The following is a 22,519-nucleotide window of genomic DNA, read 5'->3' as shown; positions in this document are numbered from 1 at the left end:
AACCCTAAATTACGCTATCTTTTTTGCAGAAAAAAAGATTCTATTAATGTTGAAAAAACATTAAATTTGCCACATTGATATTATGGATAAAAAGACACAGACAAAACAGACTGAATCGCCTGATAAAGGCAGAATACTATCTAAGCCACGTATATTTTTCGGGCTTACCTTTATACTTTTTTCTGTCGTTCTGGCATTTTCGTTCGTCTCCTATTTGATGAACTGGAAAGCAGACCAGAGCCAGGCAGGAACTATGACCGACAAAACGATAAAATCTTCAAATATCTTTGGGAAGGTAGGCGACTGGCTGGGAAATATTTTTATATTCGAAAGCATCGGGATCGCATCCTTCATTATTGCCTTCTTATTTTTGGTTGTGGGAACGCTTATCCTTAAAAAAAGAACCTTCAAACCATGGAAAACCATCGGACACTCTTTGTTTTTTATCTGCTGGCTTCCTATTTTTATGGGAGCTGTAACTAAAGGCCAGGGTGTTTTAGGAGGCGTTTACGGTTACCAGATCATGGATTATCTGAATGCCATCATCGGACCTGTAGGACTTTGGGTAGTACTTGTTTCAAGCATTCTTTTATATTTTATTTTGGAATTCAATCTTCGTCCAAGCTCTATTAAAGCTAAATTGGACAAAATCAATGACAGTACAATCGGCAAAGTTAAATCCATGATGCCAAGCTCAGAGGAAAACTTTGAAGCGGATGTTGAACTTGAAGAGGAAGCTGCAGAAGCCGGCCAGAATGTTACCGTTACAGACGTTTCGAATAAGGCAAAAACTAAAGAGCAGGAACCGGTAAACGTTCCTAAAGGATTTCCGGAAGTTCAGCCTTTAACAGATTTAGAACCTATTATAACGCCTAACCAGACTTCTTTTGAAGAGGAAGAGAAACCTGTCAGCTTAAATCTGAATGCAAAACCTTCTGTTCCTACTTCAACTCCAGAACAGGCATTTGATATGACACCGGTAAGTCCGGCGATTAGTCCGGTTCCTCCAGTTTCTACTCCTGCTCAGGACAATATTAAATTTAATGTAGAAATCGCTCCGGTAGTAGATGTATTGGATGATTCTGACAGGAAATCACAGGAACTTGTAGAAAAACACGGACTGTATGATCATAAACTCGATCTGGCAGGTTTCCAAATGCCTACAGTGGAATTGCTGAAAGATTACGGAAGCGAAGAAATCTCAATTAACCAGGAGGAATTAGAAGAAAATAAAAATAAGATTGTAGGACTTTTAAAGAACTTCAATGTCGGCATCTCAGAGATCAAGGCAACGATAGGTCCAACAGTTACTTTATATGAAATTGTTCCGGAAGCCGGAATCAGAGTGTCAGCTATTAAAAAACTTCAGGATGATATTGCCCTGAACCTTTCCGCCTTAGGAATCAGGATCATTGCCCCAATGCCTGGAAAAGGAACAATCGGAATCGAGGTGCCGAGAAAAAATCCTACGATGGTTTCCATGCGTTCGGTTATTGCTTCCCACAAATTCCAGAATACCGATATGGATCTTCCTGTGGTTTTCGGAAAGACGATTTCTAATGAGGTATTCATGGCCGATCTTTCAAAAATGCCTCACTTACTGATGGCAGGTGCTACAGGTCAGGGTAAGTCTGTAGGGATTAATGCCATTCTTACTTCTCTCCTCTATAAAAAACATCCAAGCGAATTGAAATTCGTTATGGTGGATCCTAAGAAGGTTGAACTTTCATTATATTCAAAAATTGAAAGACATTATCTGGCTAAGCTTCCGGATGCTGAGGAAGCGATCATCACAGACACAAATAAAGTGATCAATACCCTGAATTCTCTTTGTATAGAGATGGATACAAGATATGACCTTCTTAAAAATGCATTCTGTAAAAACTTAAAGGAATACAATAAGAAATTTACGGAAAGAAAATTAAATCCAGAGAATGGACATCGTTATTTACCATACATCGTTTTGGTTGTGGACGAGTTTGCCGACCTTATCATGACAGCAGGTAAAGAAGTTGAGCTTCCGATCGCCAGACTCGCGCAGCTTGCAAGAGCAGTAGGAATTCACCTGATTGTTGCCACGCAGAGACCCTCTGTCAATGTAATTACGGGTATGATCAAGGCCAACTTCCCGGCAAGGGCTGCCTTCAGAGTAATTTCCAGTGTGGATTCAAGGACTATTCTGGATTCTCCGGGTGCAGACCAGCTGATTGGTAAAGGTGATATGCTTTATTTCAACGGAAATGAGATCTTAAGACTTCAGTGCGCATTCGTAGATACACCGGAAGTGGAAAGACTTGCAGAATATATCGGCGAGCAGAAAGGCTATTCATCTGCATTCCTGCTTCCTGAATTTGTTTCTGAAGATTCTACCAGTACGGTAGGCGCTTTTGATCCGAATGAGAAGGATGCTTTATTTGAAGAAGCGGCAAGAATCATTGTTTCTACACAGCAAGGATCTACTTCCATGTTGCAAAGACAGCTGAAACTGGGGTATAACAGAGCAGGAAGAATTATGGACCAGCTTGAGGCTACCGGTATTGTAGGAGGATTTAACGGAGCAAAAGCAAGAGAGGTGATTATCAGCGACCTTCATTCTTTGGAACAGTTTTTGGAAGATTTGCGTAGTTAAAGGAAAGATGCTTTATAAATTAAACCTTGAAGCATTAGAATGTTTAAAGTTTATTAAATAAAAAAATGAAAAATATTATTTCAAAAGTTATAGTCGGAAGTTTGGTAATAGGTGCTGTAGGATTTGCCGATGCACAGAAAATTGATGCGAAAGCTAAAAAAATTCTTGACGATATCACAGCCAACTACAAGTCTAAAAAGAACTCTTACTTCAAATTTTCTTTCGGAACTGGTGTGAACGGACAGGTAACCAAAACAGAACCGGGAATTTACTATTCTGCAGGAGATAAATATAAGCTGAAGATCATGGATACGGAACAAATCTTCGATGGAAGCAAAATCTATAACATCAATGCAGATGATATGGAGGTAACCATTGCAAAACCTAACGGAAGCAGCAGCATGTTCTCCCCTATCAATTATCTTTCAACCTACAGAAATGATTATAACGTAACCTATAATGGGAAAAAGAATGTAAACGGAGTGAATGCAGATTTTATTAAGTTGACCCCTGTAAAATCCAACGGAATCCAACATGTCTATCTTTTTGTAGATTCTGCTAAAAAGCAAATGGTAAAACTGGAGCAGCATGGCAACAATAAAGATGTAGCTGTAATTGCCATCAAAGAATATAAAGAAAACCAGACACTGGATCCTAATATGTTTGTTTTTGACAAAAACAAGTTCAAAAACTACATCATTACAGAGCTTTAAAAAGACAAAAATGGGACAAGAGCAATTACCTCTTTACCTGTTAATATAAAAAGTAATAAAAATTATAAGAGCCACAAGTAAACTTTGTGGCTTTTTGATTAATTTTGACGCATGCTAAAAATACTAGACCGATATATCATAAAAACCTTCTTTGGCCCTTTTTTCTTTATATTCAGTGTTTTGTTTTTCATTTTTATTGTAAACATTATCTGGGTGCAGCTGGGGCAATTTATGGGAAAAGGATTAAGCTACTGGCAGATCCTCAAACTTCTTTTTTATCTTGGGGTAAGTGTTATCAGTCTGGTACTTCCGCTTACTATCCTTCTGGCAAGTATTATGTCCTTCGGGGAATTTGGAGAACGGTATGAACTTGCTGCGATGAAGGCTGCAGGAATTTCCCTGACACGGGTAATGGCACCCCTTATGGGAGTGGCAACGGTATTGGCAGTCATGCTTTTCTTTTTCTCCAATAATATCATTCCGGACTTCCAGAAGAAGGCAAAGAATATGCTTTTCAATATTGCACAAACCAAACCTGCTTTAAACTTTACACCGGGACAATTCATTGACCAGCTTCCGGGATATATGGTGAAATTTGATAAGATCTATGGGGAAAACGGAGAAAATATTGAAGGGGTTTTTGTGCACAGAAAAGCCGGCACCTATGAAAACCAGCAGTCTATTGTCGCAGAAAAAGGGAAATTTGTCCCTGCAGCCAATAAAAACTTCCTGAAGCTGGAGCTTTATAACGGTTATATATTTGAAGATAATTTCGCAGGCAAAGGTGAAAATGTAAGGCTCAAACAACCGGATCAGGCTATTAAATTTGATACCTTAGTTTCACATTTTGATATCAGTGAAGTTATTAATAAAGCTATTGAAAAGGAGCAGATCACAGATGATTACCGTTTTCAGACGTATGGACAGCTTAATGAAACCGTTGCTAAAAACAAGAAAGAGAATGCTGAATTCTTTTCGAATATCGGTGCCGATGTTTTGAGCCAGACTAATTCGGTGATCAGCTATATGGATAAAACAAAATCCAAAGCGGTTGCCAAACAACAGATTAAGCTGGATACCGTAAAGGAACAAAAAAAGCTGGAGATTATTTCTAATGCCTATAACAGGCTGGATAATCTGAAATCTACATCCATGGGTAAAAAGAATGAATTCAGTTCAAATGTTAAATATTTCAGCAAGGTCGTTATTTACCAGCAGAGAATTGTTTCTTATTCTGTAACATGTATCATCTTTTTCCTGATTGGGGCCAGCTTAGGATCCATCATCAGAAAAGGAGGAATGGGGCTTCCGGTAATCATCGCAATCGTTATTTTTATCATTTTTTATGTAATGAATCTCGGTATTGAAAATATTGCATGGGGAGGAGGAATGAGCCCTTATCTGGCAGCGTGGCTTCCTAACCTTATCCTTCTTCCGTTCGGAGTATGGATGACGTATAAAGCCCTTACCGACTCACAGCTGTTTGATGCCGAAAAATATAAAGCGCTCTTCAAACCAATTACAAAGAGATTCTCAAAAAACAAAGAACATCAGAGATATCAATAATTGTATTGAAAGATTAAAAATTGAATCATTTTAAAATATTCAGGCCCGGAATTTCCGGGTCTTTTTATTGGAAGTTGTGGTATTTATTTCAACTCGTCATAAGGTATAAAAAGCTATATTTACAAAAATTTGTTAAAAACAATAATTACATGAAGAAAACATTACTATTTAGCCTGTTTACATTGATGTCATTCAATGCCTATGCACAGGAAGACAACACAGATTATGAATTAAGAACCGATGAAAAATACGGTTATATCATTGATAAAAGTGGAAAGAAAATTGAAGGAATTGTAAGACTGAACGGAGATGCCATGAATCCGTGGAGCAATCAGAAAAAAGTAAAATTCGTGGCAGTGTCGGATATTGATAAGTCCAAGAAGAAACAAAAGTTCAAGACCCTCGATCCGGACGATATTAAAGAATATGTTGCTTTTGATGAGAATAACGATGAGAGGCATTTTGAAATGATCAAGTATACCAATACCAAAGAAGGCTTCAATACAGCCACCGGAGGTTTAAGCGGGAATATCAAAGCATTCAACAACCTTACAAAAAGTAATCAGTTTGCAGAAGTCGTGAAAGACGGTAAAATCAAAGTCTATAAATTATACGGCTACCCTACTACATTCTCTGCCGGCGGCCAGATCGCAGTAGCAGAAAAGGAAACAGAAAGAATGAGAAATTCCCCTTCTTACATTTATTCTAAGAAAGGAGGTAAGATCGAGGAACTGACTTTAGCCAAAGCCAAAATGATCATTGCAGACTGCAGCTATGCAAAAGGCAAGTTAACAAGCGGTTCTTATACTTCGCTTAAAAATGATGAAAAGAAACGATCCGGGTTAGGAAAACTGATCAAAAGCCAGATTGACGATGTGATGTCCAATGTCCCGCAAATTGTGGAAGAAGTGATCACGGATTACAACGAAAACTGTAAATAAAAACTAAGTACAGAGACTTTCCATTGAAAGTCTCTTTTTTGTTGCTGTAGATTTTTTGTAATTTTATAAACCACCAAATAACTATCATATGAAAACAATGCTTATCGCAGCCATACTGTTGCTTGCTGTTTCGTGTAAAAATGACAAAGATAAGGCAGCTCATACGACATCTGTTTCCACTGACAGCATGATTGTAAAAAAGGATTCACCCCAACAAAATACAGATGATCCTATAGCTGAAATCAAAAAGGAATATGGCATGCTTCAGGCACAACTGGAGGAAAAAAAACTGAGGTCCAATGGTTTTACATACAATTGTAACGAAGAACCTTCAGGAAAGGTTACTTTCTTTTCCGACAAGGGTGAAATTAAAGTGATAGAGCATTTTTATACTGAGCAGAGTCATTTTTCAGCATCTGAAAGATACTTTATTAAAAACGGAGAACCATTCTTCATATTCAGAGAAGAAACTGTGTGGAATTTTGATGGCGGAACTCCGGAAAAACCGATCACTAAAGATGATATTACAGAAATGCGTATTTATCTTCAGCATAATAAGCCGCTGAAATGCCTTGAAAAGAAATACAGCATAAGATCGGATAGCAAAGAAAAAAATATTTCTGATCAGATATCCGGAAAAGAAATTCAGTGCAATACCGATGAACTGTTAAAAACCTATCAGTCCCTATTGAAACATAAAGATCAGAAAAGAGAAATAAAATGTCTGTAAACAAAAAGAGGCTTCATAAGAAGCCTCTTTTTTATTTTAAATCTAAAATTATACTTTCATAATTTCAGCTTCCTTAGTCTTAAGATGCTCATCGCAAAGCTTCACATATTTGTCAGTAAAACCCTGGATTTCTTCCTCTACTCCTTTCACAACATCTTCAGAAACACCTTCAAGTTTTTTAAGTTCTTTCAACCCATCCTGTCTTGCATTTCTTACGGTTACTTTAGTACTTTCAGCTTCTACTTTAGCCTGCTTTGCAAGTTCTCTTCTTCTCTCCTCTGTTAAAGGCGGAACATTAAGAATAATATTTTCCCCGTTATTAGAAGGTGCAAAACCTAAGTTTGAATTGATGATCGCTTTCTCAATAGCACCAATAGCAGTTCTGTCCCAAGGCTGAATAGAAATCGTCATGGCATCCGGTACAGAAACGTTGGCAACCTGGTTGATAGGAGTCGGAGCCCCATAATATTCTACCATTACATCCTGAACCATTGCCGTAGAAGCACGTCCTGCTCTAATTCTTTGAAATGCATGATCCAAGTGCTTTACAGCGGCGTCCATGTCGTGCTTTACAGATTCTAATATAAGATCTAATTCTTCCATTATATAGTTAAAATTTGATAAATTACACATTTTTATAAATGATGACTGATAAGTGATAATTGATCAGTAATGAGAAATTTTAAATTATTAAATCTTTTAATTTTTCAATTACTTTAATCTGCCACCTACAAATCAACTAAAGTTCCTACATTTTCTCCATCCACGATTTTCTCTAAATTCCCATCCTTATTCATATCAAATACGATAATCGGCAATTTATTCTCGTGACTTAAAGTGAAGGCAGTCATATCCATTACTTTAAGATTTTTAGCATATACCTCGTCGAAAGACAGTGAATTGTATTTTACAGCATCCGCATTCTTTTCAGGGTCCATATCATAGATTCCGTCTACTCTGGTTCCTTTTAAAATCACATCTGCCCCGATTTCGATAGCTCTCAAAGTCGCTGCCGTATCCGTTGTAAAATAAGGGTTTCCTGTTCCTGCCCCGAAGATCACTACTCTACCCTTTTCAAGGTGTCTTACTGCTCTTCTTTTGATGAAAGGTTCAGCTACTTTATCCATTTCAATCGCAGACTGAAGTCTGGTTTTGATTCCTGCATCTTCCAGCGCTCCCTGAAGAGCCATCCCGTTGATTACTGTTGCCAGCATTCCCATATAATCTCCCTGTACCCTATCCATTCCTTTTGCAGCGCCTGCTACTCCTCGGAAAATGTTTCCTCCTCCAATAACGATCGCAACTTCGCAGCCTTTTTTTACTACTTTTTTGATCTCTGCTGCATATTCCTGCAGTCTTTCATTGTCTATACCATATTGTCTGTTCCCCATTAAGGCCTCACCACTCAGTTTCAGAAGGATTCTTTTATATTTCATCTTTAATTTTTAATAAGCTTTACCGGAGTAATTTTCTCCGAAATTTAATTTTGCAAATATAATCATTAAAAATATTGAATAAAGAAAAATATTTACGCAGAAATAATGGCAGAAATATTTTGATAAGTACGAAAAAGGATTATTTTTGCATTAATTATAAATTGAATTGAAGAAAATTGTCATTTTTTCATTATTTCTGTCAGGAATTGTTTCTTATGCGCAAACAGGAACAAATGTTTATCCTTTCTTAAACATCCCTGTATCTGCCAGACAGGCTGCCTTAGGTGGCGATGCAATTTCCATCAGAGACTATGATGTTTCCTTTGCTATTGCAAATCCGGCCCTTTTAAATAAAGATTCAGACAAACAGCTTTCAGTGAATGCCGCAGCTTATCTTGCTGATTCAAAATATGGAACTGTTGCCTACGCCAGAGATTTTGATAATGGACATATGGCAACCATCAATGCCCGATACATGACCTACGGAAGCATTCCAAGAACCGATGAAAGCGGTGAACAAAACGGCGAGTTCAAAGCTTCAGACGTAGCAATAGGTGCAGGCTATGCTTATCAGTTCGAAGAAGACTGGACCATTGGCGGTGGCATTAATTTCATCACTTCAAAAATTGACAACTATACTTCTTCTGCGATCTCCGGAACCGCAGGAGTTACCTATCATAATAAAAAAAACAAAGAAGTTCTTTCCCTTGTCATGAGAAATTTTGGATTTCAGCTGAAATCCTTCAACGGAACCAGGGAAAACCTTCCGTTCAGGGTAGATCTCGGATATACCAGAATTCTTAAGGCTATTCCACTTGCCGTTACCATTACTGCACATGATCTTCAACAGTTTGATATTTCTTCGGAATATAATGTGAACGGTCAGGAAGTAGGTTTCGGAAGAAAGCTGGCAGACCACTTTTCTATAGGAGCAGAACTTTTCCCTGAAAAAAGCTTCAATATAAGGCTTGGGTATAATGCGAAAAGAGGAAACGAACTTGCCGTGGCAGATCAGAGAAACTTTTCGGGGCTTTCGGGTGGATTTGGAATTAAATTACGAAGATTCCGTATAGATTATGCCCATATCCGTTATCATAACTCATCCAACGTGAACCAGATAGGCGTCTCTATGGACCTTAGCAGCCACGCGGGAGAGTAATTTCAACACGAAAAATTGACATAACAATGTAGATTTTTTTCTGTACAACCTTGATTTTTTAAAAAAATTCTTGAAATTTGCGGTATGAAAAAACCTGTAATAGCTATCGATGGGTACTCGTCTACCGGAAAAAGTTCAATCTCCAAAGTCATTGCCGATAAACTGGATCTTATACATCTGGACACCGGTGCGCTTTACAGGGGGATTACATGGTTTGCCATACAGAACTGCATGAATGATGACGGCTCTATCGATCTTCAGAAATTATTCTCTTCCTTAGATCAGATCGAGCTTGAATTCAGAAACAGTGACAACGAACTGATTCTTTACCTGAATCATATTGATATTTCAAAACAGATCCGTACCACAGAAGTTTCCGATAATGTAAGTATTGTCGCAAAACAGAAAGAAATAAGAGACTTTCTTCTTCACTCACAGCGTTCGCTGGCAGAAAAAGGAGGTATTATTATGGACGGACGTGACATAGGGACAGTAGTTCTGCCAAATGCGGACTATAAATTTTTTCTTACTGCCAGTATTGACGAAAGAACCAACAGGAGATATTTTGAGTTAGCAGGAATGGGAATACAGGCAGACAGAGAACAGGTAAAGCAAAACCTTACAGATCGTGATAAGATCGACAGCGAAAGGGAAATAGCACCTTTAAGGCAAGCTGAAGATGCTATTGTTATTGACAATACGAAACTTACCAAAGAAGAAACAATAGATCTTATTCTCTCACATATCCATAAAATTTAACATTTTTTAATAATACAATGCCTCCTTTGGTATACAAATTGTACATTTTCACAGAGAAAACTAATATTATTAACTATTAAAAAAGCTTAAAATGTCGAAAAACGGAAAAAATACAGCAGGTATATTGGCAGGACTTCTTGCAGGTGCTGCAGCAGGTGTAATCTTAGGAATGCTTTATGCGCCTGAAGAAGGTAAAGAAACAAGAAAAAAAATCAAAGATAAAGCAGGTGACCTAAAAGACCAGGCTAAAAACAAATACGGCGAAGTGTCTGAAAAAGTAAAAGATCAATACAGCAATATCTCTTCTACTTTCAAAGAAACGGCCAGCAGTGTAGCCCATACGGTAAAAGACGGATATGATAAATACAAAGATCAGATTGTTTCCAAAACTGCAGACGTAGTAAAGGATGTAGAAACGGAACTGAACGATCTTAAAAAATAAGTAGTTTATTTTTTGAGTAAATTATGGGAAGGAACTTTTTGCACGAAAGTTCCTTTTTTTGTAACTTTAAAAAAAAACAATGATAGAGACTATTAAAGAATATGCATCAAAGAGAATAGATCTTCTGAAAATTGAAGCTACTGAAAAATCCTCTCTTTCTGCAGGGCTCATTACCTACTTTGTAGTGCTGCTAGTTGCTTTTACTTTTTTTATTATCCTTTTTAATTTTGGAATGGCATTTCTTATCGGCAAGGCGCTGGACAATACTTCTTACGGTTTCCTGATCGTTGCCGGGTTTTATGTTGTGGTAATGGGATTTATCATTGCTTTTAAAAATAAGATTGTCAATATGGTGGCGGACCAGGTTATTAAATTTTTAAATCATTAAGCTATGGGCAGAAATTACGAAAGCATTGAAGAACTAAGAAGAAAGAAAAAACTGCTTAAAAGCGAGATCAATGATCTGGAAAACCTTCTTACCTTTAAAAACACAAAAGAAAGCCTGAGTGCATTCACCAATGGTCTTACAGATCAGTATCTGCAGGAAAAAGTAGATGATGACGGTGATGAAAAGGTTGTTCTAAGAAAAGATGTCATTGCCAGGCATCTAACTTCCGAAGTAAAAGATATGTTCATCAATAAACAAACAGCTGTAGGAATCGCAAGTACTGCGTTAGGTGGTAATGTGACAGACAGCCTGATAAAACTGGGAATTACCGCTTTGGTTGGCAACTACGCTAAAAAGAATATGAAAAGCCCTAACTGGAAGAAAAAACTTCTGGGTGCAGCCATGATCTACCTCGCTCCTATTGCCCTTAAATACGTCAGAAAGAAGCTGGAAGTATACCAAAAAAACAAGAGTGTTTCAAGTCTGGAACAGTTGATATAGAGAAACTAGAAGTTAGATATTAGAGGTTAGAAATTTTCATGAATAAGAAAATTTTCTCATTGTTAAATTGTTCTAAATTAATAGTGATATTTAGACTTCATCAGCTAATTTCTAATATCTAACTTCTAGTTTCTTAATTTCTATTTAGAAAATAGTTGCCCTAAAATTATTCCCGCCGCCATAGAAACATTCAGGCTTTCTGTAGACTGGGATTTACCAAATCTTGGAATGGTAATGCACTTTTTAAGGAGTTTCTCCGTCTCGGGCCTCATACCGTTTCCTTCATTACCTAAAATAAGGTTGAGTTTTTCAGGTTTTTCAAAAGTATAGATATTTTCTCCTTCCATATCCGTACCGATATTGATATTCTCCGTTTTCGAAAGATATTCCACAAGATCAGTATACATAATATTTACCCGGGTGAAAGATCCCATAGTGGCCTGAATCACTTTAGGGTTGTAAACATCCACAGTATCTTCACTGCAGATAATCTGTTCTATTCCGAACCAGTCTGCCAGCCGGATAATGGTTCCGAGATTTCCCGGATCCTGAATGCCGTCCAGAACCAACTGAACATCCTTATCCTCCTTTTTTTCTTCTTCGGGCAGATAACAAACTGCTACAGAATCTTTAGGTGTTTTAAGGAAACTGATTTTTTTCAGCTCATTTTCAGTGATCTGGGTAACGGGTACATCTGTCCGGTCCAATTTTTGCGGATCGGTAGAAAATATTTCTTTAACTTTAAAATTAGATTCAGAAAGTTCACAAATGATTTTATTACCTTCAACCAAAAACAAATTGTATTTTTGTCTGAACTTCTTTTTATCTAAAGACTGTAAAATTTTTATTGTATGAGCTGTAAGCATTATAAGAATTCTCCTCAAAAATATTATAAAATTATCTCATTTGCAACATTTGTTGGTCTCCTTTATGCGTGCAGTACAACTAAAAAAGTTCCAGACGGCGAATATCTGCTTACCAGGAACAACTTTAAGTTTGAAGACAAGAAAGAATCTTTCGATGAGGAGCTGAAAGATTATGTACAGCAGAAGCCCAATAAAAAGCAACTCCTTTTCATTCCGCTGGGTTTAGGATTTTACAATATGGCGAATCCTAAATATGATACCTTACTCAACGAATATATGACTTATCCCAGTGAAATGAGAAATCAAAAGCTGAGAGACTCTCTTTTCATTAAATATAATATGAAAAACAGTGTGGGAAAAACATTGTTTTTAGACCGTTTGCTTCATAGCTGGGGAACCCCGCCTGTAATCCTCGATCAGACGAGAAGTGAAAAAAGTGCTGAGTCTATTGAGAAAAGGCTTGTTTACAGAGGGTTTTGGGATGCTGATGTCACTTTCAAGCATTCTATGGATTCTGCTTCCAAGAAGGCAGCCGTTAATTACTTCATCAAGCATAATGATCCTACCTATATTAAAGATTATTATTACAATATCACAGACCCCACTGTGAAAGGCCTTTACTGGCAGAAACTAGACAAGAGCCTGATAAGATCCGGACAGAGACTTGACCAGACCGTTCTTGAAAAAGAAGTAACGAGAATTACTGAGCTGATGCGGGAAAACGGTTACTATAGATTTAATAGTTCCAATGAAGAGATCTACTTCGTAGCAGATTCACTGAAAAGCAGGAAACAGGTTCCCCTTACCCTGGAGATCCATAAAGATTCTGCTGACCATCCTTATAAAGTGGCGACCATCGGGAATATTGACGTGGCCATTGTAAACGAAGCCGGCGATTTTCCGAAAAATACCATTAAGGACAGTTTAAGGAGGATAAGGTTCCATAAAATGGACGAAAGCTATAAAACATCTTCTTTATGGAGAGCCGTGATTGTAGACAGTAAGAAAGTGTATGACCAGAAAGCTTTGGATCTTACAAAAAGAAACTTCATCGCGATGAATAACTTCAGTATTCTGAAGGCAAGGGATTCTTTAAGAAGAGGTGGTGGTACTTCACCGAATGACAGCATTGTTGATGTTCTGTATCTCTTGAAACCGCTTCCTAAATATGAGCTTAAAGTGGGAACAGATATTAATTATTCTCAGATTCTGAACCTTGGGATATCCCCTTCTGTAGACCTTACCACAAGGAATGTTTTCAGAGGTGCAGAAAACCTTTCTACAAGCATTTCAGGAACATTCGGATCAATAAGAAGTACAAAAGATATTGATAAGAGAGATCTTGCTTACGAAATTTCAGCGCAGGCTTCTCTTAATTTCCCAAGACTTCTGCTTCCATTCAATTATTATAAGCTTCTTCCCAAAAGATATACCCCAACCTCTTCTATCCTGTTGGGAGCTTCAGTACAAAACAATATCGGCTTAGGAAGAGTGAACTTCAATACGGGATTGAATTACCAGGCAAACGTCAATGACCAGGTGTCACACAGGCTTACCCTTTTCAATACGCAAATTAGTCTTACGAAGAATAAGGATGCTTATTATGACTATTTCAGTAATGATGAAATTATAAAAGACGATATACTTGCGAGTTATTTTGCCTATGACCCGATTACCCAACAAAAATTCCTTTCAGGTGAACTCAGCCTTGACAATGTTTCCAGGCAGATTGTTCAAGATACAAACTATCAGGGAGCGCTTGACCAGAAAGGGCAGGATCTCCTTACAGCCTTCAAAGGAACCCTTGTGAATAAAGACAGACAGACCCAGGATGTGATTATTTCTTCCATGATCTATAATTTTGTTTATAATGAGATTGGTAAAAAAGATTATCCCAATGCCTTCTATTTTAACGGAAAAATAGAGCTTGCAGGTAATATTTTAAGCTTATTCAATCAGAAAAGAGATGACGGGGGCGTTGTGGTAAGTCCGCAGAGAACAATCTTCGGAATTCCCTATGCTCAGTTTGTTAAATTTGATATTGATACTAGAAAATATTTTAAATTCAATGGCAATCAGACGTTGGTTTTACGTCAGTTCATAGGAGTGGGTGTTCCTTACGGAAACTCTACCGATATGCCTGTTATTAAGTCTTATTTCAATGGTGGATCCAATGATATCAGAGCATGGGTAGCATTTGGAGGACTAGGTCCATCCGACTCACAGGTCGACGAAAGAGTCCGCACCTATATGACGAATAATGTAAAGCTAACCACGAATATAGAATATAGAATCCCTTTTAATGAAATGTATGAAGGTGCCATATTTACTGATATAGGAAACACCTGGAGTATTAGAAAGCCTGGTACAGACAGCAGTTATGGTGATGAATTCAAATTCAATAAGTTTTTAGGACAAATGGGAATCGGCAGTGGATTTGGTTTAAGGGTAAATGTAGCCTACATTACTTTCAGACTTGATCTTGCCTATAAGATTTATGATCCGAATAAACCTGAAGGAGACCGATGGAGATTCAAGAATTTCCAGCCTTTCAAACCAACATTGAATATCGCGTTCGGGTATCCTTTCTAATCCGGAGAAATTCCCAATATGAAGTAGACTACAGCAATCACTCTGGCGAGTATTTCCCTGAACTGATTCCTGTAGTAACTTTCCGGTTTGCTGACATCCTGCGCATCAAAACCCAAGGCATTCATAGTGTTATTCCTTGCAAAAAATAAGGCACGGAGATTATGGAAGCCTTGTGATACAATGATCACATCTTTCTTTTTGTAAACATCTTTACAGCGCAGAATACTTTTATAGGTATTGAATCCTTTGGGATCTTCTATGATGATGTCTCCCGGAACTCCTTCCTGATTGACCAGGTAATTTTTCATAGCAGCAGGCTCGTTATAGCCTTTACTTTTTTCTCCGCTTACAATAATCTTTTTAATCTTACCATGATGATAAAGAAGTGCTGCAGCATCCATTCTTTTCGTAAAATAAGGATTAGATTGGCCAGATCTCATCTTTGGAGAAGTTCCCAGTACCAGGGCAACTTCCCGTGGCGGAATTTTAGAAATCTTGGTATAGGTACGCCCATTGGTAAGTCCGAAAACCCATGCATTACAAAGACATATCAGCAGAATTCCTATTTCTGCTGATACAAACCCCAAGTTAAATATGTTCCTGATAACTCTCAACTAAGGTCAAAGTTAAGCTTTATTTTCTTACTTTTTACAATGGACATGCATGCCAGTATTTTGCCTTGTGCTTCTTCTTTTTCAGTCAGATATTCATTTTCAAGCAGCTCCACCTCTCCTTCTTCAAGATAGCATTCGCAGCTTCCGCATATTCCGGATTTGCATGAATAAGGAACCGGAAAATTCTGGATCAGAAGCTGTTGAAGAATCTTCTCTCTGTTATCAGGAAGATGGGTTGCATATTCTTTTCCAAGCATTTTAAACTTAACTTCCACATTTTCGATTAGCGGAAATTCTTTTTCTACAGGATAAATGTCATCATTATATTCTTCAAAAAGTTCAAAATGAATATTCTTTTTCGGAATTCCGTGGTGATAGCAGGCATTCGCAAGCGATTTTATCATCTCTCCTTTTCCGCATATCAATACTTCATCTACCGCATCCCAAATTGTAGATTCCTCATCCGTATCATCCAGATGAAGAATTTGATTAATAATCAAACTCAATTTCTTTTCGTCCAGCCTTCCGTAGAAAAACTGATCCGCTGTTTTTTCCTTTGAAAAAAAGTAAAAAATCTGAAGTCTTTCACCGTGCATTCTGGCAAGATTATCCAATTGCTCTCTGTAAATAACTTCTTCAGAGCTTTTATTTCCAAAAAATAAAAAAAGCCTGGTGCGCGGTTCCTTATGAAGGATATTCTTAAAATGACTCAGGATCGGGGTAATCCCTATTCCGGCTGCAAAAGCAACAATGGTCCGGAATTCGCTTGGTTTGGAGACCAGTGTAAACCTACCGGAAGGCTCTCCTACCATCAGCTCATCTCCAACATTATAATTTCTGAACAACTCCGAAGTGGCTCCATCAGAAGAATTCACCTTGATTCCAAGGCATATTTTTTTCTCATAAGGCGCTGAAGTCATTGAGTAATCGTTGATGACTTCCTCACCGTGAGCAATAAATTTTATGCTTACAAATTGTCCCGCTTCAAACTTGAAATTCTCCTTCAAATTCCCTGGAATCTCGAACTCCAGAGAAAAAGTATTTTTGGTCAGTTGTTCCTTTTTCGCTACTTTTAACGGATGAAACTGTATCAGTTTCCCTTTATAGATTTGTTGTTCCATACTTCAATTCAAAAATAGTCAAAAAATAATTTATGAAGAAGATAATTTTATCCACGCTTATTCTTACGGCTCTTTACAGCTGCAAAAAAGAAGGTCAGAAAACCGTTGAAACCACTGTGAAAGATTCAGTTTCCGTTGCGGACAATACAGCTTCTGAAACAACAGCTTATACATCTAAGGAACTTTCTCCGGATAATCTGGGAAAATATTTAGCTCAGAAGAATGATACTTTATATGTTACCAATTTTTTTGCAACATGGTGCGGACCGTGTATGAGAGAAATCCCTCATTTTAAGAACAAAATGGAGGAATTAAAAGATAAGCCGGTAAAGTTTACTTTTATCAACCTTGATGATAAGTCTGAATGGAATACTTCTGTGAAAAAATTTGCACAGGAAAATAACCTTGCAGCAAATATCATTCTTTTGGATGGTCAGAAGCTGGACGCGAATTTTTTCACAAATAATTTTAAACAATGGGATGGCGGCTCAATTCCTTTTACTTATTTGAGAAAAGGAGATAAAGTTGACGAATATTTAGGAATGATGACCGAAGAAGTATTAAATTCCAAGGTTGATGCTCTTTTAAAATAAAACATCCAGATTCTTTCTGATCATGTCAAAAAAATTCAAAATCCTGTGTTTACTGCTGACGGCTGCTATTATTCTTACTGCAGTGATCAACCTGAACACAGGGTTTTTAAATTTAAACTTTCAGGATTTCTTTCAGGATTCTGCCCAAAGCCAGATCGCCGAAATTCGTATCAACCGGGTACTGGTGATGCTTCTGGCGGGAATATCAATTCCAACATCCGGTTTTCTGATGCAGGAATATTTTCAAAATCCTCTGGCCGGTCCGGATATTTTAGGAATTACGTCTGTAGCCAGCTTATCCGTAGCTTTTTATATTTTCTTCTCCCACGATTTTCTAATCCCGGAATTTCTGCAGAACAGTTTCCTCAGTCTTTCGGCCATTGTAGGAAGCCTTGTATTGATGCTGGTTTTACTATCCATGTCGAATAAGTTTCAGGATAAATCTTATCTCATTATATTCGGTTTCCTTATTTCGGCATTTGCCGGCGCTGTAGTTTCTTTATTACAGTTCTATGCAGAAAATCAAAGTCTGAAAAACTACATTTTATGGTCTTTCGGAGCTAATAATATGGTAACCAGAAACCAAATTTATGTATTATCAATTTTAGTTTTTATAGGCGTGTTTTTCTGTTTTAAAACAATAAAGCCATTGATCGGAAATTCATTGGGAACATCGTATGCTCAGAGCTTAGGAGTCAATCTTAATCAGTTGAAGATCCTTATTATTGCAGCCTCTTCCCTGCTTTCAGCTTCTATTACGGCATTTCTGGGACCTATTTTATTTATCGGAATTATTGTTCCGCATTTTTGCAGACTGATCTATAACCCTTCCAAATTATGGCAGCAATGGATCCTGAATATGTTTCTCGGAATGCTGATCATGCTGGTATTTTCTATTACAGCAGAAAAAACCCAGATTCCCATGAATGTGATAAGCTCTGTATTTGGGATACCGGTGATTTTGCTGATGCTTTTGAAGCAGAATAAAATTTAAAAGTCAATAAGTCAATGGTAAATTGTGAATTTAATCAAGCAGATTTAAAATAGTATTTTTGTAAACAATGCATCTGGGCAATTAATCAATATCCAATGTTCCTACAAATCAAACAAGCTAATATAGGCTACGATAAAACTTTAATTTCAAATGCTTATGCAGATTTGAAACTGGGTGATGTGTGTCTTTTGATTGGTAATAACGGTGTAGGAAAAACAACGCTTATCAAATCCATTCTAAATCAGATCTCTCTTTTAGGCGGAGAAATTTTAATTAATCATAAAAATATAAAAGACCTTTCCGTTAAAGAAACTGCGGAAAATATTGCTGTTGTTTTCTCAAAATCAAATGTTCCGCAACATCATACTGTTGAAGACCTTATTTCATTAGGAAAATACATCTATTACCCTTTTTATTTCGAGCTTAAAAAAGAAGACAGGGAGGAAATTTCCCATATCATAGACGAATTGGATCTTGCTCAATACAGACACACTCTTCTTAAAAACCTTTCGGATGGTAATTTGCAGAAAGCATTTATAGGCCGGGCTATCGCTCAGAATTCTCCTGTTGTTATTCTTGATGAGCCGACAACCCATCTTGATGAAAAAAATAAACTCATCATCTTAAAAACCCTTCGCAGACTGGCCAAGGAGCAGCATAAAATCATATTATTCTCTTCCCACGACTGGCGACTGGCCAAAGAATTTGCAGACAAAATATGGTATGTAAAGGATAATCACCTTTTTTCCGGACTTGTAGAAGATGTACTGCTTCAGCATGATGAACTTACCAATGTTTCATTGTTTCAGGTGAATGAGAATTTTGTTCCGCCTTCTATTAATGCACCGCAGGTTCACAAGGAAATGCTTTATTCTTTACTGCAGAAAAACTTCGAAAAAGACCTTTCTGCCCTGCATTTTGAATATAAGAACGGTTTTTGGGGAATTCTCACCGACACTTCTAATCAACAATACGAATCCTTTGAAGAAATAGTTGATTTCATTAAAAACATTCACTAATACAGCATTTCTGTTACGTATTTCATATACTATGCATGCATAGTATTATGCTAATCATACAATTTAATCCATTTACTATCAGTTAATTAACAAAATTTAACGTTAATAAATACTATGCATGCATAATATTTACTAAATTTGGGTAACACCATTAGTGGATAGAATGATGGATAATAATAAAGAAAAAATAGAAAACGTAGATTTAGTTTTAAAGCAGACCTGGTTGGCTGTTTCAAAAATGTACACAGAACTTGCCCAAGAGCATGATTCTACTGCTGTACAGGCCCTCACTCTTCTTAAAATTGACCCCAAGGAAGGCACCAGAAGTACCAATTTAGGTCCTAAAATGGCTATTGAACCCACCTCTTTGACCAGAATCATTAAACTTCTGGAAGACAACGGATATATCTATAAGGAAAAGACGACTGCCGATAAAAGGGAGGTGATCATTAAACTTACGGATAAAGGTCTGAATTCAAGGAATATGTCCAAAGAAGTGGTCGTCAATTTTAACAAAAAAGTGATGGAAAAAATTGCTCCTGAGAAAATTGAAACCTTCAAGGAAGTGATGTCCGAAATCATGAAAATTGCAAACGAATTATTAAATAACAGAAAATAAATTATAATGAAAAGAAGAATCAAACATGTAACGGTTCTTGGTTCAGGAATTATGGGCAGCGGTATTGCGGCACATTTCGCCAACATTGGTGTGGAGGTGTCTCTTTTGGATATCGTTCCTTTTGAACTGACGGAAGCTGAACAAAAAAAAGGTTTGACCAAAGATGACAAGGTGGTAAGAAACAGAATTGCTTCTGAAAACTTTGAAAAACTGAAAAAAGCAAGTCCTGCCCTTCTCTATTCTCCGAAATTTGCAGATAGAATTAAAGTAGGTAACTTCGATGATGATCTTAAAAACATCAAGAATACAGACTGGATCATTGAGGTAGTCGTTGAAAAGCTTGACATTAAGAAATCTGTTTATGAAAAAATTGAACAGTTCAGAAAGCCGGGAACATTAATTTCTTCTAATACATCGGGAATTCCTATCCATTTCTTAACGGAAGGAAGAAGCGATGATTTCAAAAAATATTTTGCGGGAACACACTTCTTCAACCCGGTAAGGTACCTTCCTCTTTTAGAGATTATACCAACAAATGATACAGATCCGGAAATTGTAGATTTCTACATGACTTATGGAGCTAAATTCTTAGGAAAAACTACCGTTTTAGCTAAAGATACTCCAGCTTTTATCGCCAACAGGATCGGAGTTTTCTCGATGATGGATCTTCTTCACAACGTGCAGAAATTAGGATTGACGGTTTCTGAAGTTGATAAATTAACAGGTCCTGTCATCGGACGTCCAAAATCTGCAACATTCAGAACAGCTGATGTGGTAGGCCTTGACACCTTGGTAATGGTAGCTAACGGCGTTCGTCAGAGCGGTGCTGAAGCCAATAATTTCAATGATGTTTTTGCCCTTCCTAATTATATCCAGAAAATGATGGATAATAAATGGCTGGGTTCTAAAACGGAACAGGGATTCTACAAAAAAGTGAAAAATGCAGAAGGAAAATCTGAGATCCACGGATTAAACCTTGATACATTAGAATACGAGCTTCAGGGAAAATCTTCTTTCCCTACTTTAGAATTAACTAAAAATATAGACAAGCCAATTGACAGATTCAAAGTTTTAATTGGTGGAAAAGATAAGGCCGGCGAATTATACAGAAAATCTTTAGGTGCCCTGTTCGCTTACGTTTCTCATAAAGTTCCGGAAATCTCTGATGAAATCTATAAGATTGATGATGCCATGAGAGCTGGTTTCGGCTGGGAAAACGGCCCGTTTGAAATCTGGGATGCCGTAGGTGTTCAGAAAGGTATAGAATTAGCAAAAGACGCAGGCTATGAAGTTTCCGATTGGGTTAAAAATGTAGAAACTTTCTATAAAGTTAATGATGAAGGTCAAAGCATCTTCGTGGATAAAAACTCAGGAGAATACAACAAAATTCCTGGGCAGGATGCCTTTATTATCTTAGACAATATCAGAAAGAACAAAACACTTTGGAGCAACTCAGGAGCTGCTATCGAATATCTTGGTGATGGTATCATCAACTTTGAGATCCGCTCAAAAATGAACTCTCTTGGAGGCGAAGTTCTTGACGGACTAAACAGAGCCATTGATTTAGCAGAAAAAGAATACGATGGATTGGTTGTTGGAAACCAGGGAACAAACTTTTCTGTAGGAGCCAACCTTGCTATGATCCTGATGATGGCTATCGAACAAGACTGGGATGATCTGAATATGGCTATCGCCTATTTCCAGAAATCGATGATGAGAGTACGCTACTCCTCTATTCCTGTAGTGGTTGCCCCTCACGGAATGACGCTTGGTGGTGGTTGCGAAATGACTATGCATGCAGACAGAGTGGTTGCGGCAGCAGAAACTTATATCGGATTGGTAGAAACCGGAGTTGGAGTAATTCCTGGTGGTGGTGGTACTAAAGAACTTACCTTGAGAACTTCCAGAGAATTCCACAGCGATGACGTTAAAAATAACAGACTTCGTGAAGCATTCATGAATATCGCAATGGGTAAAGTAGCCACTTCCGCTTATGAAGCCTATGATATGGGAATTCTTGAAAAAGGAAAAGATATTGTATCCGTAAGCAAAAACAGACAGATCGCCGAAGCTAAAAAGGTTGCAAAACTATTGGCAGAGCAAGGTTATACACAGCCTATTGAACAGAAAGTAAAAGTTCTTGGGAAAGATGCCTTAGGAATGTTCTACGTAGGAACAGATCAGATGCTTACCGGAAAGTTCATCTCTGAGCACGACAAAAAAATTGCAGACAAACTGGCGAACGTTATGGTAGGAGGAAATCTTTCCGAACCAACTGTCGTAACTGAACAATATCTATTAAATCTTGAAAGAGAAACATTCCTTCAGCTTTGTGGGGAGAGAAAGACGCTAGAGAGAATTCAGTACATGCTGCAGAATGGAAAACCGTTGAGAAACTAATTTTTCTGTAAAATGTAAAAAGTATTAACGTAAAAAGTATTTTTAACATGCATGATTTCAGACAGCTTGAAGTTTGGAAAAAATCAATTCAACTTTGTAAAACGTATTATTTCTTTTCAAAGGAATTTCCAAAAGATGAATTATTTGGACTTACTTCCCAATCAAGAAGATGTTTATATTCCATTCCTTCTAACATAGCGGAAGGCGCGGGAAGAGATACCAAGCCTCAATTTTCACATTTTCTGAATATTGCATTGGGTTCTTCATTTGAATTTGAAACTCAAATTATAATTGCAAAAGAATGTGAGTTTCTTCCGGAAGACAGATTTCAAAAAACACTTCCTGAAATACAGTATATACAAAATATGATTATTAAACTGAAACAAGTTTATTCAAGTTAACACTTTAAAATACATTGTACATTATACATTAATACA

General features: G+C 37.3%; 22 protein-coding genes. 17 read left to right on the top strand and 5 right to left on the bottom strand.

From position 1 onward, the window contains the following. Window positions 1–82: 82 nt before the first annotated feature. The 5 genes from DRF61_RS01140 (at window position 83) to DRF61_RS01120 (ending at window position 6,579) form a co-directional block, all read left to right on the top strand. Window positions 83–2,629, top strand: a complete 2,547-nt coding sequence (locus tag DRF61_RS01140) for an FtsK/SpoIIIE family DNA translocase (protein WP_111953214.1) — start codon at window positions 83–85, stop codon at window positions 2,627–2,629. A 65-nt stretch (window positions 2,630–2,694) separates the two neighbouring features. Then, entirely contained in the window at window positions 2,695–3,342 is a 648-nt protein-coding gene (gene lolA1, locus DRF61_RS01135) for an outer membrane lipoprotein periplasmic chaperone LolA1 (RefSeq protein ID WP_111953212.1), read from the top strand. Window positions 3,343–3,453: 111 nt separating this feature from the next. Then, window positions 3,454–4,908 (top strand): LptF/LptG family permease, encoded by a 1,455-nt coding sequence (locus tag DRF61_RS01130; RefSeq protein WP_111953210.1) that lies wholly within the window; start codon window positions 3,454–3,456, stop codon window positions 4,906–4,908. A 149-nt stretch (window positions 4,909–5,057) separates the two neighbouring features. Then, window positions 5,058–5,849: a hypothetical protein gene (locus DRF61_RS01125; RefSeq protein ID WP_146896908.1), complete on the top strand. Its 792-nt coding sequence runs from the start codon at window positions 5,058–5,060 to the stop codon at window positions 5,847–5,849. 88 nt (window positions 5,850–5,937) lie between these two features. Beyond that, window positions 5,938–6,579: a hypothetical protein gene (locus tag DRF61_RS01120; protein ID WP_111953206.1), complete on the top strand. Its 642-nt coding sequence runs from the start codon at window positions 5,938–5,940 to the stop codon at window positions 6,577–6,579. Between the two features lie 48 nt (window positions 6,580–6,627). Here DRF61_RS01120 and frr read toward each other — a convergent pair whose 3' ends face one another. Further along, window positions 6,628–7,182, bottom strand: a complete 555-nt coding sequence (frr, locus tag DRF61_RS01115; protein ID WP_111953204.1) for a ribosome recycling factor — start codon at window positions 7,180–7,182, stop codon at window positions 6,628–6,630. A 125-nt stretch (window positions 7,183–7,307) separates the two neighbouring features. Further along, complete coding sequence (pyrH, locus tag DRF61_RS01110) at window positions 7,308–8,015, bottom strand: UMP kinase (protein WP_111953202.1); 708 nt, start codon at window positions 8,013–8,015, stop codon at window positions 7,308–7,310. Between the two features lie 166 nt (window positions 8,016–8,181). Between pyrH and porQ the strand changes: the two genes are divergently transcribed. The 5 genes from porQ (at window position 8,182) to DRF61_RS01085 (ending at window position 11,264) form a co-directional block, all read left to right on the top strand. Continuing rightward, window positions 8,182–9,174 (top strand): type IX secretion system protein PorQ, encoded by a 993-nt coding sequence (gene porQ, locus DRF61_RS01105; RefSeq protein WP_111953200.1) that lies wholly within the window; start codon window positions 8,182–8,184, stop codon window positions 9,172–9,174. 84 nt (window positions 9,175–9,258) lie between these two features. Then, entirely contained in the window at window positions 9,259–9,933 is a 675-nt protein-coding gene (gene cmk / locus DRF61_RS01100) for a (d)CMP kinase (protein ID WP_111953198.1), read from the top strand. A 91-nt stretch (window positions 9,934–10,024) separates the two neighbouring features. Further along, window positions 10,025–10,375 (top strand): YtxH domain-containing protein, encoded by a 351-nt coding sequence (locus DRF61_RS01095; protein ID WP_040999207.1) that lies wholly within the window; start codon window positions 10,025–10,027, stop codon window positions 10,373–10,375. 79 nt (window positions 10,376–10,454) lie between these two features. After that, window positions 10,455–10,763 carry a phage holin family protein gene (locus DRF61_RS01090; protein ID WP_111953196.1) on the top strand — a complete coding sequence of 103 codons (309 nt, stop codon included), beginning with the start codon at window positions 10,455–10,457 and terminating at the stop codon, window positions 10,761–10,763. Between the two features lie 3 nt (window positions 10,764–10,766). Then, on the top strand, window positions 10,767–11,264 hold the full coding sequence (locus tag DRF61_RS01085) for a phosphoribosyl-ATP pyrophosphatase (RefSeq protein ID WP_111953194.1): 498 nt from the start codon (window positions 10,767–10,769) through the stop codon (window positions 11,262–11,264). A 140-nt stretch (window positions 11,265–11,404) separates the two neighbouring features. Here DRF61_RS01085 and DRF61_RS01080 read toward each other — a convergent pair whose 3' ends face one another. Further along, the gene (locus DRF61_RS01080) at window positions 11,405–12,130 is read right to left on the bottom strand and encodes a TrmH family RNA methyltransferase (protein WP_111953192.1); all 726 of its coding nucleotides are present in this window, start codon (window positions 12,128–12,130) and stop codon (window positions 11,405–11,407) included. On the opposite strand from DRF61_RS01080, the gene tamL reads away from it, so the two are divergent. Continuing rightward, window positions 12,116–14,722 (top strand): translocation and assembly module lipoprotein TamL, encoded by a 2,607-nt coding sequence (tamL, locus tag DRF61_RS01075; protein WP_111953190.1) that lies wholly within the window; start codon window positions 12,116–12,118, stop codon window positions 14,720–14,722. The genes DRF61_RS01080 and tamL overlap by 15 nt on opposite strands. On the opposite strand, the gene DRF61_RS01070 is transcribed toward tamL, so the two are convergent. Next, window positions 14,719–15,309: a SanA/YdcF family protein gene (locus tag DRF61_RS01070; protein ID WP_223559625.1), complete on the bottom strand. Its 591-nt coding sequence runs from the start codon at window positions 15,307–15,309 to the stop codon at window positions 14,719–14,721. The genes tamL and DRF61_RS01070 overlap by 4 nt on opposite strands. Before the next feature lie 23 nt (window positions 15,310–15,332). Continuing rightward, complete coding sequence (locus DRF61_RS01065; RefSeq protein ID WP_111953186.1) at window positions 15,333–16,457, bottom strand: ferredoxin--NADP reductase; 1,125 nt, start codon at window positions 16,455–16,457, stop codon at window positions 15,333–15,335. A 32-nt stretch (window positions 16,458–16,489) separates the two neighbouring features. Here DRF61_RS01065 and DRF61_RS01060 point away from each other — a divergent pair, with 32 nt between their 5' ends. From DRF61_RS01060 to DRF61_RS01035, 6 genes are all read left to right on the top strand, one after another. Next, window positions 16,490–17,050, top strand: a complete 561-nt coding sequence (locus tag DRF61_RS01060; RefSeq protein WP_111953184.1) for a TlpA family protein disulfide reductase — start codon at window positions 16,490–16,492, stop codon at window positions 17,048–17,050. A gap of 22 nt (window positions 17,051–17,072) precedes the next feature. Continuing rightward, entirely contained in the window at window positions 17,073–18,044 is a 972-nt protein-coding gene (locus DRF61_RS01055) for an iron ABC transporter permease (protein ID WP_111953182.1), read from the top strand. 95 nt (window positions 18,045–18,139) lie between these two features. Continuing rightward, window positions 18,140–19,063: an ABC transporter ATP-binding protein gene (locus DRF61_RS01050; RefSeq protein WP_111953180.1), complete on the top strand. Its 924-nt coding sequence runs from the start codon at window positions 18,140–18,142 to the stop codon at window positions 19,061–19,063. Window positions 19,064–19,229: 166 nt separating this feature from the next. After that, window positions 19,230–19,682: a MarR family winged helix-turn-helix transcriptional regulator gene (locus DRF61_RS01045; RefSeq protein WP_034727924.1), complete on the top strand. Its 453-nt coding sequence runs from the start codon at window positions 19,230–19,232 to the stop codon at window positions 19,680–19,682. Between the two features lie 6 nt (window positions 19,683–19,688). Beyond that, entirely contained in the window at window positions 19,689–22,082 is a 2,394-nt protein-coding gene (locus DRF61_RS01040; RefSeq protein WP_111953178.1) for a 3-hydroxyacyl-CoA dehydrogenase/enoyl-CoA hydratase family protein, read from the top strand. A gap of 47 nt (window positions 22,083–22,129) precedes the next feature. Beyond that, window positions 22,130–22,483 (top strand): four helix bundle protein, encoded by a 354-nt coding sequence (locus tag DRF61_RS01035; protein ID WP_111953176.1) that lies wholly within the window; start codon window positions 22,130–22,132, stop codon window positions 22,481–22,483. Window positions 22,484–22,519 lie beyond the last annotated feature (36 nt).

Origin of the sequence: Chryseobacterium lathyri (assembly GCF_003290185.1) — a bacterium.
Classification (GTDB): Bacteria; Bacteroidota; Bacteroidia; order Flavobacteriales; family Weeksellaceae; genus Chryseobacterium; species Chryseobacterium lathyri.
Note: the sequence above shows the minus strand (reverse complement) of the source record. Positions and strands in the feature narration are given on the sequence as shown.

What these genes read in the sequence shown, in the direction of transcription:
- DRF61_RS01140 (WP_111953214.1), top strand. Translation starts at nt 83, where the DNA reads ATGGATAAAAAGACACAGACAAAACAGACTGAATCGCCTGATAAAGGC.
- lolA1 (WP_111953212.1), top strand. Translation starts at nt 2,695, where the DNA reads ATGAAAAATATTATTTCAAAAGTTATAGTCGGAAGTTTGGTAATAGGT.
- DRF61_RS01130 (WP_111953210.1), top strand. Translation starts at nt 3,454, where the DNA reads ATGCTAAAAATACTAGACCGATATATCATAAAAACCTTCTTTGGCCCT.
- DRF61_RS01125 (WP_146896908.1), top strand. Translation starts at nt 5,058, where the DNA reads ATGAAGAAAACATTACTATTTAGCCTGTTTACATTGATGTCATTCAAT.
- DRF61_RS01120 (WP_111953206.1), top strand. Translation starts at nt 5,938, where the DNA reads ATGAAAACAATGCTTATCGCAGCCATACTGTTGCTTGCTGTTTCGTGT.
- frr (WP_111953204.1), bottom strand. Translation starts at nt 7,182, where the DNA reads ATGGAAGAATTAGATCTTATATTAGAATCTGTAAAGCACGACATGGAC.
- pyrH (WP_111953202.1), bottom strand. Translation starts at nt 8,015, where the DNA reads ATGAAATATAAAAGAATCCTTCTGAAACTGAGTGGTGAGGCCTTAATG.
- cmk (WP_111953198.1), top strand. Translation starts at nt 9,259, where the DNA reads ATGAAAAAACCTGTAATAGCTATCGATGGGTACTCGTCTACCGGAAAA.
- DRF61_RS01095 (WP_040999207.1), top strand. Translation starts at nt 10,025, where the DNA reads ATGTCGAAAAACGGAAAAAATACAGCAGGTATATTGGCAGGACTTCTT.
- DRF61_RS01090 (WP_111953196.1), top strand. Translation starts at nt 10,455, where the DNA reads ATGATAGAGACTATTAAAGAATATGCATCAAAGAGAATAGATCTTCTG.
- DRF61_RS01085 (WP_111953194.1), top strand. Translation starts at nt 10,767, where the DNA reads ATGGGCAGAAATTACGAAAGCATTGAAGAACTAAGAAGAAAGAAAAAA.
- tamL (WP_111953190.1), top strand. Translation starts at nt 12,116, where the DNA reads ATGAGCTGTAAGCATTATAAGAATTCTCCTCAAAAATATTATAAAATT.
- DRF61_RS01080 (WP_111953192.1), bottom strand. Translation starts at nt 12,130, where the DNA reads ATGCTTACAGCTCATACAATAAAAATTTTACAGTCTTTAGATAAAAAG.
- DRF61_RS01065 (WP_111953186.1), bottom strand. Translation starts at nt 16,457, where the DNA reads ATGGAACAACAAATCTATAAAGGGAAACTGATACAGTTTCATCCGTTA.
- DRF61_RS01060 (WP_111953184.1), top strand. Translation starts at nt 16,490, where the DNA reads ATGAAGAAGATAATTTTATCCACGCTTATTCTTACGGCTCTTTACAGC.
- DRF61_RS01055 (WP_111953182.1), top strand. Translation starts at nt 17,073, where the DNA reads ATGTCAAAAAAATTCAAAATCCTGTGTTTACTGCTGACGGCTGCTATT.
- DRF61_RS01050 (WP_111953180.1), top strand. Translation starts at nt 18,140, where the DNA reads ATGTTCCTACAAATCAAACAAGCTAATATAGGCTACGATAAAACTTTA.
- DRF61_RS01045 (WP_034727924.1), top strand. Translation starts at nt 19,230, where the DNA reads ATGGATAATAATAAAGAAAAAATAGAAAACGTAGATTTAGTTTTAAAG.
- DRF61_RS01040 (WP_111953178.1), top strand. Translation starts at nt 19,689, where the DNA reads ATGAAAAGAAGAATCAAACATGTAACGGTTCTTGGTTCAGGAATTATG.
- DRF61_RS01035 (WP_111953176.1), top strand. Translation starts at nt 22,130, where the DNA reads ATGCATGATTTCAGACAGCTTGAAGTTTGGAAAAAATCAATTCAACTT.